At 68.1% G+C, this 20857-nt stretch carries 23 protein-coding genes, 1 tRNA gene and 1 riboswitch; of the genes, 1 reads left to right on the forward strand and 23 read right to left on the reverse strand.

What is annotated here, in order from left to right; translation table 11 throughout:
• Positions 1–242: 242 nt before the first annotated feature.
• From lgt to hisI, 8 genes are all read right to left on the reverse strand, one after another.
• Positions 243–1538, reverse strand: coding sequence for a prolipoprotein diacylglyceryl transferase (gene lgt, locus BLS42_RS13015; RefSeq protein ID WP_090581790.1), 1296 nt, complete (start codon positions 1536–1538; stop codon positions 243–245).
• A gap of 3 nt (positions 1539–1541) precedes the next feature.
• Positions 1542–2375, reverse strand: a complete 834-nt coding sequence (trpA, locus tag BLS42_RS13020; protein ID WP_090581792.1) for a tryptophan synthase subunit alpha — start codon at positions 2373–2375, stop codon at positions 1542–1544.
• The gene (gene trpB / locus BLS42_RS13025; protein WP_090581794.1) at positions 2372–3724 is read right to left on the reverse strand and encodes a tryptophan synthase subunit beta; all 1353 of its coding nucleotides are present in this window, start codon (positions 3722–3724) and stop codon (positions 2372–2374) included. Before trpB ends, trpA begins: the two co-directional genes overlap by 4 nt.
• A gap of 125 nt (positions 3725–3849) precedes the next feature.
• Positions 3850–4668: an indole-3-glycerol phosphate synthase TrpC gene (gene trpC / locus BLS42_RS13030; RefSeq protein ID WP_090581796.1), complete on the reverse strand. Its 819-nt coding sequence runs from the start codon at positions 4666–4668 to the stop codon at positions 3850–3852.
• A 2-nt stretch (positions 4669–4670) separates the two neighbouring features.
• Entirely contained in the window at positions 4671–4958 is a 288-nt protein-coding gene (locus BLS42_RS13035) for an HGxxPAAW family protein (RefSeq protein WP_090581798.1), read from the reverse strand.
• 90 nt (positions 4959–5048) lie between these two features.
• The gene (locus BLS42_RS13040) at positions 5049–5717 is read right to left on the reverse strand and encodes a Trp biosynthesis-associated membrane protein (RefSeq protein ID WP_090581801.1); all 669 of its coding nucleotides are present in this window, start codon (positions 5715–5717) and stop codon (positions 5049–5051) included.
• A complete protein-coding gene (locus BLS42_RS13045) occupies positions 5717–7282 on the reverse strand; it encodes an anthranilate synthase component I (RefSeq protein WP_090581803.1) in 1566 nt (521 codons plus the stop codon). Before BLS42_RS13045 ends, BLS42_RS13040 begins: the two co-directional genes overlap by 1 nt.
• Positions 7283–7366: 84 nt before the next feature.
• On the reverse strand, positions 7367–7795 hold the full coding sequence (gene hisI / locus BLS42_RS13050) for a phosphoribosyl-AMP cyclohydrolase (RefSeq protein WP_090581805.1): 429 nt from the start codon (positions 7793–7795) through the stop codon (positions 7367–7369).
• 176 nt (positions 7796–7971) lie between these two features.
• Between hisI and BLS42_RS13055 the strand changes: the two genes are divergently transcribed.
• Complete coding sequence (locus BLS42_RS13055) at positions 7972–8616, forward strand: TIGR03085 family metal-binding protein (RefSeq protein ID WP_090581807.1); 645 nt, start codon at positions 7972–7974, stop codon at positions 8614–8616.
• A 24-nt stretch (positions 8617–8640) separates the two neighbouring features.
• Here the strand turns inward: BLS42_RS13055 and hisF are convergent, their stop codons facing one another.
• The 15 genes from hisF to BLS42_RS13130 form a co-directional block, all read right to left on the reverse strand.
• The gene (gene hisF / locus BLS42_RS13060) at positions 8641–9417 is read right to left on the reverse strand and encodes an imidazole glycerol phosphate synthase subunit HisF (RefSeq protein WP_090581810.1); all 777 of its coding nucleotides are present in this window, start codon (positions 9415–9417) and stop codon (positions 8641–8643) included.
• A gap of 65 nt (positions 9418–9482) precedes the next feature.
• Positions 9483–10325, reverse strand: coding sequence for an ATP phosphoribosyltransferase (hisG, locus tag BLS42_RS13065; RefSeq protein ID WP_090581988.1), 843 nt, complete (start codon positions 10323–10325; stop codon positions 9483–9485).
• A 104-nt stretch (positions 10326–10429) separates the two neighbouring features.
• Positions 10430–10693, reverse strand: coding sequence for a phosphoribosyl-ATP diphosphatase (locus tag BLS42_RS13070; RefSeq protein WP_090581812.1), 264 nt, complete (start codon positions 10691–10693; stop codon positions 10430–10432).
• A 144-nt stretch (positions 10694–10837) separates the two neighbouring features.
• Positions 10838–11323 carry a 6,7-dimethyl-8-ribityllumazine synthase gene (gene ribH / locus BLS42_RS13075; RefSeq protein WP_090581814.1) on the reverse strand — a complete coding sequence of 162 codons (486 nt, stop codon included), beginning with the start codon at positions 11321–11323 and terminating at the stop codon, positions 10838–10840.
• Positions 11324–11387: 64 nt separating this feature from the next.
• A complete protein-coding gene (gene ribA / locus BLS42_RS13080; RefSeq protein ID WP_090581990.1) occupies positions 11388–12050 on the reverse strand; it encodes a GTP cyclohydrolase II in 663 nt (220 codons plus the stop codon).
• Between the two features lie 46 nt (positions 12051–12096).
• Positions 12097–12777, reverse strand: a complete 681-nt coding sequence (gene ribB / locus BLS42_RS13085) for a 3,4-dihydroxy-2-butanone-4-phosphate synthase (RefSeq protein WP_090581992.1) — start codon at positions 12775–12777, stop codon at positions 12097–12099.
• Between the two features lie 29 nt (positions 12778–12806).
• Entirely contained in the window at positions 12807–13493 is a 687-nt protein-coding gene (locus BLS42_RS13090) for a riboflavin synthase (protein WP_090581816.1), read from the reverse strand.
• Entirely contained in the window at positions 13493–14599 is a 1107-nt protein-coding gene (gene ribD, locus BLS42_RS13095) for a bifunctional diaminohydroxyphosphoribosylaminopyrimidine deaminase/5-amino-6-(5-phosphoribosylamino)uracil reductase RibD (protein WP_090581994.1), read from the reverse strand. Before ribD ends, BLS42_RS13090 begins: the two co-directional genes overlap by 1 nt.
• A gap of 101 nt (positions 14600–14700) precedes the next feature.
• A complete protein-coding gene (gene pnuC, locus BLS42_RS13100) occupies positions 14701–15399 on the reverse strand; it encodes a nicotinamide riboside transporter PnuC (protein ID WP_090581818.1) in 699 nt (232 codons plus the stop codon).
• A 94-nt stretch (positions 15400–15493) separates the two neighbouring features.
• A riboswitch (FMN riboswitch) is annotated at positions 15494–15645 on the reverse strand.
• 111 nt (positions 15646–15756) lie between these two features.
• On the reverse strand, positions 15757–16413 hold the full coding sequence (gene rpe, locus BLS42_RS13105; protein ID WP_090581820.1) for a ribulose-phosphate 3-epimerase: 657 nt from the start codon (positions 16411–16413) through the stop codon (positions 15757–15759).
• Positions 16414–16510: 97 nt separating this feature from the next.
• Complete coding sequence (locus BLS42_RS13110) at positions 16511–18100, reverse strand: RsmB/NOP family class I SAM-dependent RNA methyltransferase (RefSeq protein WP_090581822.1); 1590 nt, start codon at positions 18098–18100, stop codon at positions 16511–16513.
• Complete coding sequence (gene fmt / locus BLS42_RS13115) at positions 18097–19017, reverse strand: methionyl-tRNA formyltransferase (RefSeq protein ID WP_090581825.1); 921 nt, start codon at positions 19015–19017, stop codon at positions 18097–18099. Before fmt ends, BLS42_RS13110 begins: the two co-directional genes overlap by 4 nt.
• A complete protein-coding gene (gene def / locus BLS42_RS13120; RefSeq protein WP_090581827.1) occupies positions 19014–19586 on the reverse strand; it encodes a peptide deformylase in 573 nt (190 codons plus the stop codon). The genes fmt and def overlap by 4 nt, the downstream gene beginning before the upstream one ends.
• A 151-nt stretch (positions 19587–19737) precedes the next feature.
• Complete coding sequence (locus BLS42_RS13125; RefSeq protein ID WP_090581829.1) at positions 19738–20583, reverse strand: cytochrome; 846 nt, start codon at positions 20581–20583, stop codon at positions 19738–19740.
• Between the two features lie 86 nt (positions 20584–20669).
• A tRNA-Val gene (locus BLS42_RS13130) sits at positions 20670–20741 on the reverse strand.
• Positions 20742–20857 lie beyond the last annotated feature (116 nt).

The following is a 20857-nucleotide window of genomic DNA, read 5'->3' on the forward strand; positions in this document are numbered from 1 at the left end:
GTGCGTATGGGAGGGACAACATTGGCCCCACTCGGCACGCCGGCATGTGACGGGCGCAACAGAGTGTTTTCTAACTGGAATTGTAGGCCAGCCCGGCCTCCTGTACTAACAGTTACGCAGGTGCTGGCCCGGGCTTGCATGGACAGCGTCTATCTGCTGTCCGCAGCAAGCCCTCTTGCCACGACGCTGTGGAGTCGGGTCCTGCGAGCGGTGGCTCCGCAACCCGAGATACCGGCGCTGAGCTACTTGGTGCCCTCAGCCTCCGGCGCGGTTCCAGTTCCCTGGCGGCCGGATACTGCTCCGGCTGCCGGAGCTCCAGTGGCGGGCGCAGTGCCGCCGGTGGAGTCCTTGCCCGCATCCTCGGATGCGCGAACTGGCCCGCTTTGGTTCTCCCGGACATTAGCACGGGACTCACTATCTGAGACAGCAGAGTCCGCATGGCGGATGGTTGTTGCGTCCGCGGGAACGGTGGCGCGGTCGGCGTCGGTGGCTTCAGCGTCCGTCTTTGACTCTGCCGGGTTCGTCTCTGCCGGGTTCGTCTCTGCCGTCTTTGTCTCCGCCGTCTCAGCATCTGCCGTCTTTGTCTCAACCGCCGTCGGCTCCGCCGGCTCAGTCTCCACCGGCTTTGTCTCCACCGGCCCGCGGCCCGGGAGGAACGGGGTGTCCGGCTCGGACGGCTTGCGCAGCCCGAGGATGATGAAGGCCAGCAGGGCTCCAGCAAAGACGATGATGCTGGTCCAGACGTTGAGCCTGGTGGTGATCCCGAAGAGGCTGATCTGCTCGGCGTCGTCGATCCGCATGGCCTCGATCCAGACCCTGCCCAGGGTGTAGTACATGGCGTAGACGCAGAAGAGGCGCCCCCGGCGGAAGTTGAATTTCCGGTCCAGGGCCAGCAGGATCAGCACACCAGCCAGGTTCCACAGCGACTCGTAGAGGAATGTCGGGTGGAAAAGCGTGTCTGCCGGCATGCCCGGAGGGAAGTTCGGGTTGTTGGGATCGATCTGCAGTCCCCACGGAAGCGTGGTTGGCCCGCCGAAGAGCTCCTGGTTGAAGTAGTTGCCCCACCGGCCAATCGCCTGGGCGAGCAGCAGCCCGGGAGCCGCAGCGTCCATGAAGGCGCTCAGCTTCACCCCGGCTCGCCGGCACCCGATCCAGGCGCCCACGGCGCCCAGCAGGACGGCGCCCCAGATGCCCAGGCCGCCGCGCTGGATCTGCGGAATCAGGGACAGATCTCCCGTGCCATCGAATCCTGGTCCGAAGTAGGCATCCGGGGAGGAGAACACGTGGTAGAGCCGGCCGCCGATGATGCCGAACGGGATGGCCCAGATGGCGATGTCCCAAACGCTGCCCTCAGGTGCGCCGCGGCGCGCCCAGCGGACGGAGGTGAGCCACAAGCCGGCAATGATGCCGGCGAGGATGCACAGCGCGTAGGCGTGGATGCGCAGGGCCCCCCACGGCAGCGGGATGTCGAATCCGGACCAGCTGGGGCTCGGAATGCTCGCGGGAATCATCGCCGCCGCGTGGAGGACTGACTGCATTGCTTACGCTTCTTCCTTGGTAAGGCCGGTGCTGAGGTCTTTCGTCAAGGAGGCTACCGCATCCACGCCGCCGTCCCGGATGGCCGCGACGAGGGCGGTGCCCACAATCACGCCCTCCGCATACTCGGCGATCTCGCGGACCTGGCCGGCGTTGGAGACGCCGAGGCCCACGCAGACGCGTTCGGCGCCCGCGGCATGCGCTGCGGCGACAACGTTCCTGGCCGCCGAGCTGACCGAGGTCCGGGCGCCGGTGACGCCCATGATGGAGACGGCGTATACGAAGCCGCGGCTCGCATCGACAGTGCGCTTCATGCGTTCCGGGGAAGACGAGGGAGCCACGAGGAACACCCGGTCCAGTCCGTACTTGTCGGAGGCTGCCATCCATTCGGCGGCCTCGTCAGGGATGAGGTCGGGCGTGATCAGCCCGGCTCCCCCGGCCTCGGCCAGGCGGCGGGAGAACTCGTCCACGCCCATCCGGACCACGGGGTTCCAGTAGGTCATGACCAGCACGGCGGCGTCGGTCTTGCTCGTGATGCCGCGGACGACGTCGAAGACCTCCCGGACGTGGAAGCCCTTCGCGAGGGCCTCCGTCGTGGCCGCCTGGATGACCTGGCCGTCCATGACCGGATCGGAGTACGGGATGCCGATCTCGATGAGGTCGGCGCCGTTCTCGGCCAGGGCGATGCCGGCGGCAATGGTGTCTTCAACGCTCGGGTAACCGGCGGGCAGGTAGCCGATCAGGGCCGCCCGGCCCTGGGCACGGGCGCGATCAATGGCCGCGGCCGACTTGCTGGCATTCTGCGCGGCGTTCTCGTTGCCGTCCTGGCTGATGCTCACAGCTGTTCCCCCTCTTTGGCGATTTCGGCTTCAGGCGAGTCCTGGTCCAGCAGGTCGAACCATTCCGCGGCGGTGGCCACGTCCTTGTCGCCGCGGCCGGAGAGGTTCACGAGCACAATCTTGTCGGACGCGCCTGCGGCGTCCTCCGCGGCGAGCCGCTGCCCCACCTTGATGGCGCCGGCCAGGGCGTGGGCAGACTCGATGGCGGGGATGATGCCCTCGGTGCGGCACAGGAGCCGAAAGGCCTCCATGGCTTCACTGTCCGTGATGGGCTCGTAGCTGACCCGGCCGATGTCGGCGAGGTAGGAGTGCTCCGGGCCGACCCCGGGGTAGTCCAGGCCCGCGGAGATGGAGTGCGACTCGATGGTCTGGCCGTCGTCGTCCTGCATGAGGTAGGAACGCGCGCCGTGCAGAACACCCGGCTTGCCGAGGGTGATAGTGGCCGCGTGGCGTCCGGTTTCGACGCCCTCGCCGCCGGCCTCGAAGCCGTAGATCTTGACCGAGGGGTCATCGAGGAAGCCGTGGAAGATGCCGATCGCGTTGGAGCCACCGCCAATGCAGGCACAGACGGCGTCGGGAAGCTGGCCCGTCTGGTCCAGGATCTGCGCCCGGGCTTCCTCGCCGATGACTTCGTGGAAGTAGCGGACCATTGCCGGGAACGGGTGCGCGCCGGCGGCGGTGCCGAGCAGGTAATGCGTGTTGCCCACGTTCGCAACCCAGTCGCGCAGGGCCTCGTTGATGGCGTCCTTGAGCGTCTGGGATCCGTTGGTCACCGGGATGACGGTGGCGCCTAGGAGCTCCATCCGGGCCACATTGAGGGACTGCCGGCGGCAGTCCTCGGCGCCCATGTAGACCACACATTCCAGGCCGAGCAGGGCTGCGGCCGTTGCGCTGGCAACACCGTGCTGGCCGGCACCGGTTTCGGCGATGACGCGGGTTTTGCCCATCCGCTTGGCGAGCAGCGCCTGGCCAAGGACGTTGTTGATCTTGTGTGAGCCGGTGTGGTTGAGGTCTTCGCGCTTGAGGAAGATCCGCACCCCGCCGGCGTGCTCGGCGAAGCGCTTGGCCTCGGTCAGCAGCGACGGGCGGCCCGAGTAGTTCTTGTTCAGGTCGGCGATCTGGGCCGTGAACTCCGGATCGGCCTTGGCCTTCTCGAAAGTGTCCTCGAGTTCGTCCAGGGCCGCGATGAGCGACTCAGGCATCCACCGGCCGCCGTAGTTCCCGAAGTAGGGCCCCGGGGCGTGCCGCAGGGACGGTTCGCCCTGTGCGGGATGCTCCTGGGGGCGGCCGCCCTGCAGGAACGCGTCCACGGCACTTTCGTCAGAGCCGGCTGCTGGCGCATCGACCATCAGTCTCACCATCCTGTTCCACTGCTAGCTTTGCGGATCTGCAGACGAGATCCGCTCATTGTCCGGGCAAGTTGCGGGCCCGGTACCGCTCACGGTCCGGACGGAGGCGCCAGGACCGGCCGGCCTCAGGCGCGGGCGGCGATTGCCGTTGCGCCGGCAGCCATGAATTCGGCGATCCGCTCGCGGGGCGTCGCGTCGCTGACCAGCGCCTCGCCGACCAGGACCGCGTTGGCGCCGCGTGCCGCGTAGTGTTTGACGTCCTCGACGTCGCGCACCCCGGATTCGGCCACCACGAGGGCGCCGGCGGGAATGCCGCCGGCCAGCTCCGCGAAGACGGAACGGTCGACGTCGAGCGTCTTGAGGTTGCGCACGTTGACGCCGATGATCCGGGCCTCCGCGGCTACCGCGCGCTCGATTTCCTCGGCGGTATGCGTCTCGACCAGCACGTTCATGCCGAGGTCGCGGCTGAGGGCCGTGAACTCGCGCAGCTGGGCGTCCGAGAGCGAGGCCACAATCAGTAGGATCAGGTCGGCACCGTGGGCCCGGGCCTCCCAGATCTGGTACTCGTCCACCATGAAGTCCTTGCGCAGCAGCGGGATGTCCACTGCGGCCCGGACGGCGTCAAGGTCGTCCAGGGAGCCGCCGAAGCGGCGTTCCTCGGTCAGGACGCTGATCACGGCGGCCCCGCCGTCGGCGTACTGCGCGGCGAGGGACGCGGGATCGGCGATGTCCGCGAGCCGGCCCTTGGACGGGCTGCGGCGCTTGACCTCGGCAATGACCTTGAGCTGGTCCCGGGTGCTGGAGGTCCCGCCCAGGGCGGCCCAGGCATCACGTGCGGGTGCCGCCGCGGCGGCGCGCTCCTTCAGTTCCGCGAGCGTGACAAGACGCTGGCGCGCCTGCATATCCTCCCTGACACCGGCATTGATGTCGTCGAGAACGCTCACGCTCAGTGGCCGGAGTTCTTCAGCTTGCTGCCGCCGACGCCGTAGCCGGCCTTGCGCATCGCCCAGCCGGCGAGCAGGCCGATCACCATGATCGCCGCACCTGCAACAAAGATCGGGGTGTTGGCGATGACGAAGGCGATGGACGCAATGAAGGCGCCGATCAGCATCACGATCACGCAAGTCCACGCGGCCGGGCTGTTGCCGTGACCCGGCGCTTCGCTGTGGTCGACGTCGTCGTAGACGCCCTTCGGCGCAGCGGACGTGGATGCGGAAACAGTGGCTTTGCTCATTGAAATCTCCTCAGGATGAATACTGCTTACATTCTGCCATTTTTTGGCAGTGTTGTTGGCCGCGTTACTGGCCGCGCCCGCGGCATCGGCTCACGTGGGGTCGTCTCCGCGGGACAACCTGTCCCAGCTGTCAATCTCGTCCGCGGGGGCGGCCGAGGCAGTACCGCCCACTGCAGTCCCGCCGGCGGCGGGCCCGGCGGCTGCCGCGTCATATTTGGTGCGGCTCTTCCAGTAGCGGCCGGCCGGGACGATCGCCAGGGCGGCGAGTCCCAACAGGGCGCCGGCGACGACGGCGAGTACGGGGAACACTGTCACGTCCACTTGCACGCTGCTGCCGCTGATGCCGGTGGCGGCCGCGATCGATCCCTGCGCGGCTGCCAGCGGGTCCGCCAGCACGACGGCGGCCGCGGCGACGATGCCCGCGGCCGCGAGGAGGATGATGGCCGTGATGACCCAGCGGGCTACGCGGCCAGCGATGGAGGCCGCGAGGCCGCCGGCGAGGGCAACAAGCGCCAGGGCCGTCACAGTGGTCGCAGCCTTGCTGCCCTGGACTTGCAGGCCGTCCTGGCTGGTCACGGCCCCGCCGAGCTGCGTGGGGTCGAGGTGCACGGTGAGCCAGGTCTGGGTGGTGGTCCCGAACACGGCCAGCGCCAGGGCGGCGATCACCAGGACCAGGGTGGACTTGCGGGCCCAGCCGGGGACGGCGGGCCGGGTGGTGGTCTTCACTGTGTTCTTGGCAGAGGCTCCCGGCTGCTCCATCAGTTCTCCGCCCCGGCGTCGGGCACCGAATCGGCGGTGATGTTGTGCAGCGACCTGGCCGTGTGCACGGCGCGGAGCGGGGCGGCCGCCTTGTTGACGGTTTCCTGGGCCTCGGTAGGGTTGACCGAATCTGCCACGATCCCGCCGCCGGCCTGGACGTAGGCGCGTCCTTCCCGGAGCAGGGCCGAGCGGATTGCGATCGCCATGTCCATGTCCCCGGCGAAGTCCAGGTAGCCCACCACGCCGCCGTAGATGCCGCGCCGGTGCGGTTCAAGTTCGTCCAGCAGGCGCAGGGCCCGCGGCTTCGGGGCACCGGAGAGGGTGCCGGCCGGGAACGTGGCCTTGAGGACGTCGTAGGCCTTGGCGGCCGGGGCCAGCTCGCCGACCACCGTGGACACCAGGTGCATGATGTGGCTGAAGCGTTCCACTTCCATGAATTGCGTGACGTCGACAGATCCTGCGACGCAGACCTTGGAGAGGTCGTTGCGGGACAGGTCGACCAGCATCAGGTGCTCGGCGCGTTCTTTCTCATCCGCCAGCAGTTCCTCGGCCAGGGCCTTGTCCGCCTCCACCGTCTTGCCGCGCGGCCGTGAGCCAGCGATGGGGTGGGTGATGACCTCGTCCCCGGTCACGGTGACGAGGGCCTCGGGCGAGGAGCCGACGATCGTGTACTCGCGGCCCTCGGCGTCCTCGAAGCTGAAGAGGTACATGTAGGGGCTGGGGTTGGTGTTCCGCAGGACCCGGTAGACGTCGAGGGGGTCGGCGCCGCACTCCATTTCGAAGCGGCGGGAGATCACCACCTGGAAGACCTCGCCGTCCACGATCGCCTCCTTGCCGCGGTCCAGGGCGGCCAGGTACTCGGATTCGTCCCAGCGTTCCTGCACGCTCGACGCGAAATCCAGGGCGGCCGTTTCGAGTACGGAGACGGGCTGCTCCACGGGGCGGCTGATCTTTTCCAGCAGGGCTTTCACGCGGGCGACGGCGTCGTGCCAGGCGTCGTCGACGCGTTCGGTGCTGTTGTCGAAGTTGATGGCGTTGGCGATCAGCAGGACGGTGCCGTCCATGTTGTCGTGGACCGCCATGTCCGTGACGAGGTTGAGGGCCATTTCGGGCAGCTGGAGGTCGTCCTCCGGCGGGCTGGTCAGCTTCTCCCAGTGCCGGACGGTTTCCCAGCCCAGGAACCCGACCAGGCCGGACGTGAACGGCGGGAGGCCGTCGAAGCGTTCTGTGCGGAGTGCCGCGACGGTGTCGCGGATGGCGTCCACCGGGTTGCCGTCCAGCGGCACACCGACCGGGGGCTCGCCCAGCCAGTGCGCGCTGCCGTCCCGGGTGGTCAATGTGGCCCGGGAGCGGGAGCCGATGAAGGAATAGCGGGACCAGGCGCCGCCGACCGCAGCCGATTCCATCAGGAACGTGCCGGGCTGGCCCTGGGCGAGCTTGCGGTAGAGCCCGATCGGCGTTTCGGCGTCAGCCAGCACCTTGAGCCGGACGGGGATGACGCGGCTGTGGCCTGCGAGTTCACGGAACTCTTCGAGGCCGGGGCTGATGATTCCAAGGTCCTGCATGGCTGTGCTTTCCGCCTGTTCTTTAGGTGGACCTGTCACGGGATCCGGTCATGGGATCCTCTGTGTCCTTGTGCGAGGGGGGGCTTAGCTTCCGTGGCCGACGACGGCGTCGATCTCGCGGCCGTCGAAGCAGGTCCGGGTTCCGGTGTGGCAGGCCGCACCGACCTGGTCGACCCGGACCAGCAGGGCGTCGCCGTCGCAGTCCATAGCGAGCGACTTGACCCATTGCACATGGCCGGAGGTGTCACCCTTGCGCCAGTACTCCTGGCGGGACCGCGAATAAAACGTCACGCGTCCGCTGGTCATGGTGCGGTGCAGCGCCTCGTCGTCCATCCAGCCCAGCATCAGTACCTCTTGGGTATCGAACTGCTGGACGATCGCGGCCACCAGGCCGGCGCTGTCCCGTTTGAGGGCGGCCGCCAATCCGGCCGGCAGGGGGCTGGCGCTGACAGGACTGCCATCGACGGGGCTGTCATTGACGGGGCTGGGGGCGGTTGCGGGCTGCTCAGACATCAGATCAAGTCTAGTGCCTCCGGGCAGGCCGCTGGCCTCCGGGTCCTCCCGCCGCTTAACACTGGGGCACCAAATGAGCCGCCCGCCCCGTCACTCGCCGGATGAGGCCGCCAGGCGCAGTTCCGGCGGCGATTCCTTTGCCCACGCACGGCTGTCTCGTGCTAGTTTCACAAGTGATGCATTTCGTCGAACCGTCCCGAGAAGTCTTGGCCGAAACCCTGCTGGCGGCCGGCCCTGATGCCGCCACGCTCTGCACAGGTTGGCTCACCCGCGATCTTGCCGCGCACCTGTACCTGCGCGAGCGGAAAATCGCCGTCGGCCTGGGCCTGCTGATCAAACGCCTTTCCAAGGCCTCGGACCAGGCGACGGCCGAACTGGCGCGCACGCTGAAGACCTCAGAGGACTACGCCAAGCTAATCAACGACTTCCGCGCCGGTCCCCCAGCGCTGTCCCCGCTGCGGATCAAGGCCTTGGACGAGAGCTCCAACCTGATCGAGTACTTTGTGCACACCGAGGACGTCCGCCGCGCCGTGGACCGCTGGGCCCCGCGGGCCCTGGATCAGGCCTACTCGGACGCTCTGTGGGATGAGCTCGTCAAGCGGGCCGCCATCCTGTACCGCGGCGTGGATCTGGGCATTGTGCTGGTGAGCCCCTCCGGTCCGCGGCATGTGGCCAAACGCGCCCCCGTGTCGGTGGCCATAGTCGGCGAACCGGGCGAGCTGCTCATGCACGCCCACGGCCGCACCCGCCACGCCCTGGTGACCTTTGAAGGCCAGCCCGACGCCGTTGCGCTTTTGCAGTCCGCCGAAGTCGGTCTCTAACCCTTAAAGCAACGCGGGTGGGGATCAGCGGACTTCGAAGCCTGCCTCGCGGATCGCGGCCTTGACCTGCGCGATCATGTCCAGCGGGCCGAAGTGGAAGACCGAGGCCGCGAGGACAGCGTCGGCGCCTGCTGCCACGGCCGGCGGGAAGTGCTCGGGCTTGCCGGCGCCGCCGGAGGCGATGAGCGGGACCTTGACCCCGGCCCGCGCCAGGCGGATCAGTTCGAGGTCGAATCCGTCTTTGGTGCCGTCGGCGTCGATCGAGTTCAGCAGGATCTCGCCTACCCCGCGGTCGGCCGCTTCCCGCGCCCAGGCGATGGCATCGATCCCGGTCCCCTGCCGCCCGCCGTGCGTGGTGACTTCGAAGCCTGACGCCGTGGGCTGCGAACCCGGTCGGGTGCGCCGCGCGTCGAGGGAAAGCACCAGGACCTGGGAACCGAAGTGCCGGGTGATCTCGTCGATTACGTCCGGCCGGGCGACGGCCGCGGTGTTGATGGCAGCCTTGTCCGCGCCGCAGCGCAGGAGTTTGTCCACCTCAGCCACGCCGCGGACGCCGCCGCCCACCGTCAGCGGGATGAAGACTTCCTCGGCGGTGCGGCGGACGACGTCGAACGTGGTCTCCCGGTTGCCGGAGGACGCTGTGACGTCAAGGAAGGTCAGCTCGTCGGCGCCGCTGTTGTCGTAGCGGTGCGCCAGTTCCACCGGGTCCCCGGCGTCGCGGAGGCCCTCAAAGTTGATGCCCTTGACCACGCGGCCGGCATCGACGTCGAGGCACGGGATGACGCGCACGGCAACAGTCATGACTTCTCCTGATAATTGCTGGAGGGTAATTGCTGGAGGAACTTGGCGGGACCCGGCGGGTGCGCCTAGATGCGGCAGGCGTGGATGCTGCTGACCAGGATGGCGCGGGCGCCGAGGTCGTAGAGCTCGTCCATGATCCGGTTGGTTTCCCGCTTGGGCACCATCGAGCGGACGGCCACCCAGTCCGAATCGCGCAGCGGCGAGACGGTGGGCGATTCCAGGCCCGGGGTGAGTGCGGCGGCCTGCTCCACGAGTTCCTTGCGGATGTCGTAGTCCATCATCACGTACTGCCGGGCCACGAGGACGCCCTGGAGCCGGCGGATCAGTACCTCCGTGGCCGGGTTCTGCTCGCCCTTGCGGCCGATCAGCACCGACTCGGAATTCAGGATCGGCTCGCCGAAGATCTCCATGCCGGCAGCCTTGAGCGTGGTGCCGGTCTCGACGACATCGGCGATCGCGTCCGCGACGCCGAGGCGCACGGAAGATTCCACGGCGCCATCGAGGCGGACCACCTTGGCGTTGATGCCGCGCTCGGCCAGGTAGCCGCGCAGCAGTCCGTCGTAGCTCGTGGCCAGGCGCTTGCCCTCGAGCTGGGCGACGTTGCTGAAGTCGCCTATCGGGCCGGCGAAGCGGAAGGTGGAAGCGGCGAAGCCCAGCGGCAGCAACTCCTCAGCCTCGACCTCTGCGTCGAGCAGCAGGTCGCGGCCCGTGATGCCGACGTCGAGCGTTCCCTGGCCCACGTACACGGCAATGTCGCGGGGGCGCAGGAAGAAGAACTCAATATCGTTGTCCGGGTCCACCATGACAAGCTCGCGGGTGTCGCGGCGCTGGCGGTAGCCGGCCTCGGCCAGCATGGCCGCGGCGGCTTCGGACAGGGATCCCTTGTTCGGGACGGCAACTCTAAGCATGGGAAAAGTCTCTCTTGGGTGCGGAAGGATCTGTTGGGGCACATCGGCCACGCGGTGCACGGGATCCGCCAGCGAAGGCATGGCGGTCTCCGGTGCGGGCGCGGCTAAAGATGCTTGTAGACGTCTTCCAGGGTGAGTCCTTTGGCGAGCATCAGAACCTGCAGGTGATACAGCAGCTGCGAAATTTCCTCGGCGGCGGCTTCATCGGATTCATACTCGGCAGCCATCCAAACCTCGGCTGCTTCCTCCACGACCTTCTTGCCGATGCCATGGACTCCGGAATCCAGTTCAGCGACGGTGCGGGAGCCTTGCGGGCGGACGGCTGCCTTTTCACTCAGTTCTGCGAACAGCGACTCGAAATTCTTCACGCCCCCAAGCCTACTTGCTCCCGGCGCGGGAACGCCCGCCGGGCCGTTGCATGACGGAGGGGATGTGAGGCGATACACAACAAACACAGCCGGCGCGGGCGGCCAGGGAGCCGCCCGCGCCGGCTGTGGCTGCAGCTTGGCGGCTCAGCCGAACTGCTTGAGCGTCACTGCCGTAGCCAGGGCGGCGGTAACCGCCTCGTGTCCCTTGTCCTCGGTGGATCCCGGCAAGCCGGCCCGGTCGATCCCCTGCTGTTCGGTGTCGCAGGTCAGCACGCCGAAGCCCACGGGGACGCCGGTGCGGACGCTGACCTCGGTCAGGCCCAGGGTGGCCGCCTCGCAGACGTATTCGAAGTGCGGGGTGCCGCCCCGGATGACGACGCCGAGCGCCACGACGGCGTCGAAGTGCGGTGCCAGCCGGGCGGCCGCGACCGGGAGTTCAAACGTGCCGGGCACGCGCAGGACCGTCGGCTCACTGATTCCGGCGTCCTTCGCGGCGCGCAGGGCGCCGTCGAGCAGTCCGTCCATGATCTGGGTATGCCAGCTCGCGGCCACAATGGCCAGCTTGAGCCGTGAGGTTTCCTCCGGTTTGAAGGTGCTGAGGTCGATCTGGGGGGCGCCGTGGCCGCTCATAGGGTATTCCTTGCTGTTGAGTCTGATGGTTGGCCAGTGGCGGCCCGTGCGGGCCGCCGCCCGGTCAGTCTTGGTCGTGTTCGAATCCGGACAGGCCGGCGGCCGGAGCGGGTTCACCGTCCAGGACCAGGCGGTGGTCCATCCGGTCCTTCTTCGTTTGCAGGTAGCGGAGGTTCTGCTCCCGAGAGGGAACCTCGGTGGGGACCATCTCCACCACCTTGACGCCTGCCTGGGCGAGCCGGTCCTGCTTGTCGGGGTTGTTGCTCAGGAGCCGGATCTCGTGGAGACCCATCTCCGCGAGGATCTGGGCCGCGGCCTTGTAGCAGCGCGCGTCGACCGGCAGCCCGAGCTGCTCGTTGGCCTCCACGGTGTCGAACCCGGCCTCCTGCAGGGCGTAGGCCTTCATCTTGTTCGCCAGGCCGATCCCGCGGCCCTCCTGGCCGCGCAGGTACAGCAGCGTGCCGCCGAGTTCGTTGATCAGCTCGAGGGCATAGGCCAGCTGTTCGCCGCAGTCGCAGCGGTAGGAACCGAACACATCGCCGGTGAGGCATTCCGAATGGAGGCGCACCAGCGGGGGCTGGCCATCCACCGGGGCCATCGGTGAACTGACCGCCAGGTGTTCCGCACCGGTGGCCAGATCGGTCCAGGCCTGCGCCACGAAATCGCCGAAGGCGGTGGGCAGCTGGACAATGGGTCCTGCGCTGACCGGATGCGGCTGACGGGCCATGGCCATCTCTTCTCGGGTCTCCGAAGTCGTCACTATTTCTCCTCCATCAGACGGGGTCCGTTGCGTGGCTGCCGTGCTGTTCTGCTTCAAGATACGCCACCAGATCAGCAATCGAAATCAGGGGGCAGCCATGCTCAACCGCGAAGCCTCGCAATCCGTCCAGCCGCATCATCTCTCCGTTGTCGTACACAAGCTCTGCTATCACTCCCACGGGCTCCAGTCCGGCCAGCCGGCACAGGTCCACGGCCGCCTCGGTGTGGCCGGGACGTTCCCGCACTCCCCCCTTAACGGCGCGGAGCGGAAAAACATGCCCGGGACGGGTCAAAGAATTTGGCTGGCTTTGCGGGTCGGCCAGGATCCGGGCCGTCAGGGCGCGGTCCGTGGCGGAAATTCCGGTGCTGATACCCACCGCGGCGTCGCAGGACACAGTGTAGGCGGTGCCCTTGGCGTCCTCGTTGATTTCCACCATCGGCGGCAGGGCCAGGGCGTCGGCGCGGTCGGCGTCGAGCGGCACGCAGATCACTCCGGAGCTGTAGCGGACTGTCCAGCCCATCAGCGCCGGGGTCGCGTGCTCGGCGGCGAAAATGATGTCGCCTTCGTTCTCGCGGTCCTCGTTGTCCACCACCAGGACGGGGCGCCCGGCTGCCATGGCGCTGATGGCGTCCTCGATCGGGTCGAGGCCCGCCCGGCCGGTGCCGGCTGCGGCGGCGCGGAGCGCCTCTGCCAGGTCATGGCCGGGCTGGTCTTTGACTCGGCTCACTTCGCGGCCCCTTCCGTCGGCGCGGATTCTCCGGCGGTCGTTTCGGCCGCCCTATGCGCTGCCGGCGACGTTCCGCCGGCAAAGGAGAGCAGCCGCTCGGTGTACTTCGCCAGGACGTCGACCTCAAGGTTTACATGGCCACCGAGCGGCTTCTGGCCCAGGCCGGTCTCGGCCAGGGTGGTGGGGATCAGCCCCACTTCAAACCAGGGCGCCGGATCGTTGGCCGGGCTGACCGTCATGACGGTGAGGGAGACGCCATCGACGGCGATGGATCCCTTTTCGGCGATGTACCGGGCCAGGCCGGCCGGCACTGCGAACCGGAGCCGGTCCCAGTTGCCAAGCCCTTCACGCTCCAAGAGCTGGCCGACGCCGTCGACGTGTCCCTGCACCACATGACCGTCCAGCCGTCCCCCGGCGGGGACGCAGCGTTCCAGATTCACCGGATCGCCCGCAGTGAGCTCTCCGATGGTGCTGCGGTCAAGGGTCTCGCCCATGACGTCGACGCTGAAGTCCCGGCCATCGATCTGCGTCGCGGTGAGGCAGACGCCGTTGACCGCTATGGAACCGCCGAGGGCGAGGCCGTCCGTGGTGCCGGGCGCGTGGAGCCGAACGGTGGCACTGCTGTCCCCGTTGCGCTCAACGGACAGCACCTTCCCCTGCTCGGCGATAATTCCGGTAAACATCAATTGCCTCCTGCGGCGGTGTCCGCGCCGGTGCGGTGCGGGGTTGTATCGGATGAAGTAGAGGTGGCGGCCGGATCGACCGGGGTAGCCGGGGTCGCCGGGGTCGCCGGGCGAAGATGGAGCCGGAGGTCGCGGCCGAGGACCTGGACGGCGCCCCCGGATGCCGGGTCCCATTCCCACTGTTGGGCATCGGCCAGGGTGGTGATGCCGAGGCCCTCCAGGGCGGCCGTGCCGGAGCCGAGCAGTGTCGGTGCCAGGTAGATGATGAGTTCGTCGACCAGGCCGGCCGCAAGGAACGCGCTCAGGATTCGCGAGCCGCCTTCCACCATGAGGTGACGGACGCCGTGTGCGAACAGCTGGTCCAGGGCCTCGCTTGGATCGCGGGTGGCCAGGTGCAGGACGTTGCCGTCCGCCCCGTGGATGGCGGCGTCGTCGGGAATGCCCCGGTACCCCATGACGGCGCGCAGGGGCTGTTTACCGTCTGCTTCGCCGTCGGCGTTCCGGGCGGTGAGCCGGGGGTTGTCGATCAGCACCGTCTGGGTGCCCACCAGGATGGCGTCAATCCGGCCCCGCAGGGCATGGTTGTCGGCGAGCGATTCCGGGCTGGAAATCCACTGGCTGGTGCCGTCGCTGGCAGCGATGCGGCTGTCGAGGGTCTGCGCGATGTGCAGGGTGACGAACGGCCGTTTCGCGGCGACGGCGTCGAACCAGCGCCGGTTCAGATCCAGCGCCGCGTCGGCCGCCAGCTCCGAGCGGACGCGGACGCCCGCGGCGCGGAGCGTCAAGGCCCCGCCGGCGGCCGGATCGTGGGGATCGTCGACGGCGTAGATGACGTCGGTGATGCCGGCGTCGATTATCGCCTGCGCGCAGGGCCCGGTGCGCCCGCAGTGGTTGCAGGGCTCGAGGGTCACCACGATCGCAGCGCCGCGGAGATCCAGTCCCGCCGCCGTCGCCTGGGCGATGGCGTCAGCTTCGGCGTGGGCAGTCCCGGCTCCGCGGTGGTATCCGGTGGCGAGGAGCCTTCCGTCGGTCCCAACGACGACGGCGCCCACGAGCGGGTTGGCGCCCCGCGGACCCTGCGCCGCGGCGGCGAGGGCAGCCTGCATGGCAGCACTCTCGGCAGCGCTGAACGGGGCTGGGCTGAACGGGGCAGCGTCGAGCGGGGCAGGGTTGAATCCGGCGTTCAAGCCGGAGCCGTTGAGGGCACTCACTTGGCCACCACCGGGTCGGGGAAGGCGGTTTCGACCGTGACCGGCCGGTTCGCCAGCTTCGAGGCACGCCACCAGACGAAGAATCCGGTGAGCGTGAAGAAACCGTAGAAGAGGTACATGACGGCGCTGGCGTAGTAGCCCGCGCTGAATAGCAGCGGCACACCGACGATGTCCACCGCCACCCAGATGAGCCAGAATTCGGTCCAGCCGCGGGCCATACCGTAGGTCGCCAGCAGCGAGCCCATGAATGTCCAGGCGTCGGCCCAGACCGGCGGGTACGAGCCGAGGGAGTCGAAGAGCGGCGTCAGCGCGGCGGTCCCGGCCACGAGGCTGAGAGCCAGAATAACCCGGGTTTTGTTGCTGGCCCAGCGTGGCGCGACGGCTGCCCCGCCGCCGGCGGACTGCCTGCCCTGCTGCCAGCGGTACCAGCCGTAGAGGGCGACGCCGATGAACATGACCTGGCGCCCGGCCTGGCCCCACAATGTAGCGGGCGTGGCGGAGCCGAAGACGTTGCCCAGGAAGACCGTCAGAAGCAGTAAGTTGCCGGCGATGCCGACGGGCCATGCCCAGACCCGGCGGCGCATGCCGCCGACGGCGCTGGCGAGGCCAAAGATGTTGCCCAGCACTTCACGAAGAATCAGGACAGATCCGCCTACCGGGATCTGCGCTTCGAAGAGCCATCGCAAGAGGTCCATGCGTGTGTCGTTCCTTCCCTCAAGAACCGCGATGGCTCCGGGGGTATACGACAGCACAATTATGCGGCGCCTTCTGGGCGCCGCAGTAACAGCTGTACGTGCTTCTCTCATCCAGACTTTAACTGTCGGTACCGGAATTTCACCGATTCAACCGTTTGCCGGCATCCTTTCCGAAGAAAGGCGCTGGCGCGCGGGTCGCGGACTGTCACCGCCGGTTCGGACTTACACCGACCCCGGAGCACGTATGTGTGTTGTTATTCTGACACAACTGCCGGGCAGCGCGGGCTATTCCCTGCCGCGCAAGTTACGGTCTGAGTCTTCTTGGCACGGCAATTCCCTACCGGGACCGTGGTTGCCTCAGCGACTCCCGGCCGCCCGGAGCCTTTCGACGGCCGCCGCCGGATCCGCGGCGCCGTAGACGGCTGACCCCGCCACAAAGACATTCGCTCCCGCCTCGGCGGCTCGCACGATCGTCTCCTCGGTGATGCCGCCGTCGACTTGCAGCGCCACTCCGACGCCGGCGCCGTCAATGGCCGCCCGGGCCCGCCGGATCTTGGGCAGCGTCAGGTCCAGGAAGGACTGCCCGCCGAAGCCCGGCTCCACCGTCATGATCAACAGCAGGTCCAGTTCCGGGAGCATGTCCAGGTAGGGCTCCACGGGGGTGCCCGGGCGCAGCGCCATGCCGGCCTTGGCGCCGCGGGCGCGCAGCTCCCGCGCCAGTTTGATCGGCGCGATCGAGGCTTCGGCGTGGAACGTCACAGAGGCCACCCCGGCGTCGGCGAAGCCCGGCGCCCAGCGGTCAGCGTCGGCGATCATCAAGTGGACGTCCAGCGGCACCGGGCTGACGGCCTGGATGCGCTGCACCACCGGCAACCCGATCGTCAGGTTGGGCACGAAATGGTTGTCCATGACGTCCACATGCACCGCATCGGCATTGCTGATGCGGTGCAGTTCGGCCTCAAGATTGACGAAGTCAGCCGAAAGGATGCTCGGGTTGATGCAGCACTGGGCCATGGATTTCCTTCTCGTTCGTACTTAGCTGGTTCGTACTTAGCTGGTTCGTACTTAGCTGGTTCGTACTTAGCAGGCAGTGCCCCAGTATCAGTGAAACTCAGGCCTTCTTGTGAATCAGCGCCAGGAACATGGCGTCCGTCTGGTGCACGTGCGGCCAGAGCTGGGCGGTGAGCTCGTGCCCGGCCTCTAGGTGGCCGGTGAGGCTGACGCTGTCCAGCACGGCGCCGGAGTCGAGGAGCTCGAGATCCTCGCGCTTGCGCAGGACATCACTGACGACGGCGGTGGTCTCGGCCGGGTGCGGGGAGCATGTCACGTAGGCCACCACGCCGCCGGGCTTGACGGCGTCGATCGCTGAGTTGAGCAGCTGGCGCTGCAGCGGGCCAAGGTCCACGAGGTCCTTGGGAGTGCGCCGCCAGCGCGACTCCGGGCGCCGGCGCAGGGCGCCCAGGCCGGTGCACGGGACATCGACGAGAACACGATCGAAGGACTCCGGCTGCTCGGCGCCGATGTCGCGGCCGTCCCCGGTCCTGACCTCCCAGGCGTCCCGCGGGACCGCGGACAGGGCCTGGCGCACGAGTTTGGCCCGGTGCGGGGCGGATTCGTTGGCCAGCAAGTGGGCGCCCTGCTGCCGGGCGAGGGCAGCGAGCAGGGCGGCCTTGCCGCCGGGGCCGGCGCAGAGATCCAGCCAGCGCTCCCCCGCGCTCCCGCTGTCCGTCCCTTTTTCCCCGTCGGGATCCGCGCTGGTTTTTGCGTCGAGGCCTGTGCCGCGGCCTGTGCCGAGGTCGACGGCGGCCATGGCCCGGGCCACGAGCTGCGAGCCGACGTCCTGGACACGGGTGCTTCCGTCCCGGACCGAGGCGAGCCGGCCGAGGTCCCCGCCGCTGGAGAGCGCGGATCCCTCGACGAGTTCACCCGGGGTGGCCCCAATTTCCAGGGCCTCGTCCAGGCTGCCGACGCCGGGCAGTGCCACGAGGTTCACCACGGGCGCGGCGTTGTCGGCTTCGAGGAGCTCGTCAATCTCAGCGACTGGGCGGCCGTGGGCCACGAGCGACTGGCGGAGCGCGCGGACGATCCACTCGGGGTGGGCGTAGCGGATGGACGCGATGGTGGTGGCGTCGGTCTCGGTGCTGAGCAGCACCTCGAGCCACTCGTCGAGGGTGCGGGCGGAGACTTTGCGCAGCACGGCATTGATCAGGGCCGAGGGACCGGCCCCGATCACGGCGCGGGCCAGCCCCACGGTCTGGTCCAGGGCGGCGTGGGCGGGCACGCGCATGGCGAGCAGCTGGTGCGCACCGATCCGCAGGGCATCGAGGATCGCGGGATCCAGCTGGTCAAGCGGCCGGTCGACGCAGCGCGCCAGGATGGCGTCGTACGTGCCCTGGCCGCGGAGAGCGCCGTAGCTGAGCTCGGTGGCGAATCCGGCGTCGCGCTTGTCCAGCCCGTGGTGCCGGATCCGGGCAGGCAGCACCAGGTTCGCGTAAGCGTCCTCGGCTGCCACGGCGCGGAGCACCTCAAAGGCAACCAGCCTGGCCGGATCGGCGCGGCGGGTCCGCTGGGACGGGGCGCTCTCGGTGAAGCCGCGCTGCGGGCCGCGGTTGCGTTCCCTACCTTGGGCGTTCCGCCGGCTGCCGCCGCGGGCCCCCTGGCCACTGCCTCGGCTGCTGCCGCTGGTCCCGGACTCGCTCATTCGAATACCACGCTTTCAAGTGTTGCCTGCCCACGCGCCCAATCAGCGGCGGCCATCATTTTCTTGCCCGCGGGCTGGACCCGCGTCAACTCCACCGGGTGCGAACCCGTACCTACGAGGACTCGTTTTCCGTCCATGGCCAGCCTTCCGGGCCGAAGTGCGGCGGACTCCGGGGACTGAAGCACCGGTTCCAGTTTGATCCGCTGGCCATCCAGCATGGTCCAGGCGCCGGGCTCTGGCGTGACTCCGCGGGCCCGGCGACCGATCGCCAGTGCGGGCTGCTGCCAGTCGAGCCGGCCGTCCTCGAGGCTGAGTTTGGGTGCCAGGCTAACCTCGCCCTGTTGCGGCAGCGCCACGGCCTTGCCTGCGTCGATGGCGGACAGGGTCTGGGCCAGCAGGACTGCACCGGTGTGGGAGAGCCGTTCGAGCAAAGCCCCGGCGGTATCGACGGGGTGCACGGTCTCGGTGAGGGTTCCGAAGACCGGGCCGGTGTCCAGCCCCTCCTCGAGACGGAAGGTGACGGCGCCGGTGACGTCGTCGCCGGCGATGACGGCGCGCTGCACGGGGGCGGCGCCGCGCCAGGCCGGCAGCAGGGAGAAGTGCAGGTTCACCCAGCCGTGGCGGGGAACAGCGAGGGCAGCACTGGGAATCAGGCCGCCATAGGCAACGATCGCCGCGACGTCCGGCGCGGCGGCGGCAATGCGGGCAGTGACCCCGGCATCCACTTTGGCGGCGTGGATGATCTCGATGCCGAGCTCGGCGGCCCGGGCCGCCACGGGCGACGGCGTCAGGACCCGCTTGCGTCCCAGCGGGGCGTCCGGGCGGGTGAGGACAGCGACGACGTCGAACCCGGCGTCAATCAGGGCGTCCAGGGACGGCACGGCGACGGCCGGGGTTCCCGCGAACAAGACCCTCACGGGGTGATTCCGAAGCTGGACCCGCCAAAGCTCGTCCCGACGCTCTTCGCGCGCTTGCTTGTTGTCTGTTCCGTAATGGCGTCGTAGTTGGCATTGCGGATGGCGCGCAGGGCGGCCTTGCGGTCCTCGCCCTCGAGCCTGTCGGTGTAAAGGATGCCGTCCAGGTGGTCGGTCTCGTGCTGGAAGCAGCGCGCCAGCATGTCCTCGCCCTCAACGGTGACGGGGTTGCCATGGAGGTCCACGCCGGTCACCCGGGTTTGGCGATACCGCCGAACGGGGAAGCCGAGGCCCGGGATGGACAGGCATCCCTCGACCTGGTCCGGCTGGAAGTCCTCGCTGTTTTCCAGCACGGGGTTGATGATGTGACCCTCCACGCCGCCAATCCGGTAGGTGAAGACGCGCAGGCTGACTCCGACCTGGGGTGCGGCCAGGCCGGCGCCCTCGACATCCTCCATGGTTTCGGTCATGTCGGCGACGAGCTTCGCCAGTTCAGGCCCGAATTCCGTCACGGGATCGGCAACTGTGCGCAGCACAGGATCCCCAATGATGCGGATATTCAAAATGGCCATGTGCAGTCGGTCCTCACGGTGGGCGGCTAGGGATCCAGTCCAGTTTAGTTGCAGCTGCCGGGCTCCTGCTCTGGATGCCTGTGCAGGGACGCCGGCTCAGCACTTCGGTTCAGGGATGCCGGTCCACTGTTGCCCGTTCAGCGCTGCAGGCTCAGCGCTTCACGGGAGGGGCCAGCGGAAGCAGTGCTGCTCCCGCTGTCGCGGTGTCGGCTGACATTTCCCACACGCGGCGCAGCGCGCAGAATTTCCACCAGTGGTGTTTCAGGACGTCGGGGTTGGCCCGCTGCGGACGGACTTCGGTCTCGCCCACCGCCACGGCCAGGAGGATGGGGGATTCGCCGTGCTGCCAGGCCTCCCACTCCCCCGCCACGGGATCCACGAGGCTCTCCTCCGCCTTCATGCCGGCCACGAGCTGCATGACCACCTTGTCATCCAGCGGCTTGACCGTGCCGTCCCGGCTGGTGCCCTTGGTCTTGTAGTCGATAAGACAGGTCCTGCCATTGATCCGTGCCACGAGGTCCAGGGTGCCTGCATAGCCCACCGTCTTGTTCCACACCGTAATCTCCGGGGCAATGGGTTCAACCTGGAAGAGCTCCCACCATTCGTCGAAGCGTGCCGCAAAGGCTTCCTCACCGTTGGCGGCCAGGGCCTCCCGTGTTTCCTTCATCTGGTGGGGCCGGCCGAGCGCGCGCAGCGCAACCTGCTCGCAGTAGTTGTGAACGCGGTCGCCGCGCTTGGCGGCATCGTCCCGGTACGACTCCGCCGCCTTGGCAGCCCGGCTGACCGCCTGGCGCAGTTTGGCGGGGCTCCTCAGGACGCCGGGGAGCTCGGGATCCTGCGCCAGGCTGTTCGCGCCCATGTATCCGAACCAGCCATCCAGGCCGTGTGGCTGCTGGCCGATCACTGTGGTGATGGAGGGGACGGAGAACTGTGCCGATGTGGAACGGGCGTACATGCGGCCATAGTCCGTGGCGTGGGCGAGGAGTGGAGCGGTCATATAAAGACTCTTTCACGGGGGTCCGACAACGGTGAAAAGCAAAATGGTCCGCCCCGCTGAGTCAGCGGAACGGACCATTTCGTTAGTGGGCGATACTGGGTTCGAACCAGTGACCTCTTCGGTGTGAACGAAGCGCGCTACCACTGCGCCAATCGCCCTAACGACATTGAATGCTAGCCCACTCGGGCGGATTTTAGAAATCGGTCCCGGGAACCGGACTTCGCCACCTGTTCGCCGATCTCTCGCGCAACACCATGTGTACCAGGCCGGTGCA

The sequence above is a fragment of the Arthrobacter sp. ov407 genome, assembly GCF_900102895.1.
In the GTDB taxonomy this organism is placed as follows: Bacteria; Actinomycetota; Actinomycetes; order Actinomycetales; family Micrococcaceae; genus Arthrobacter.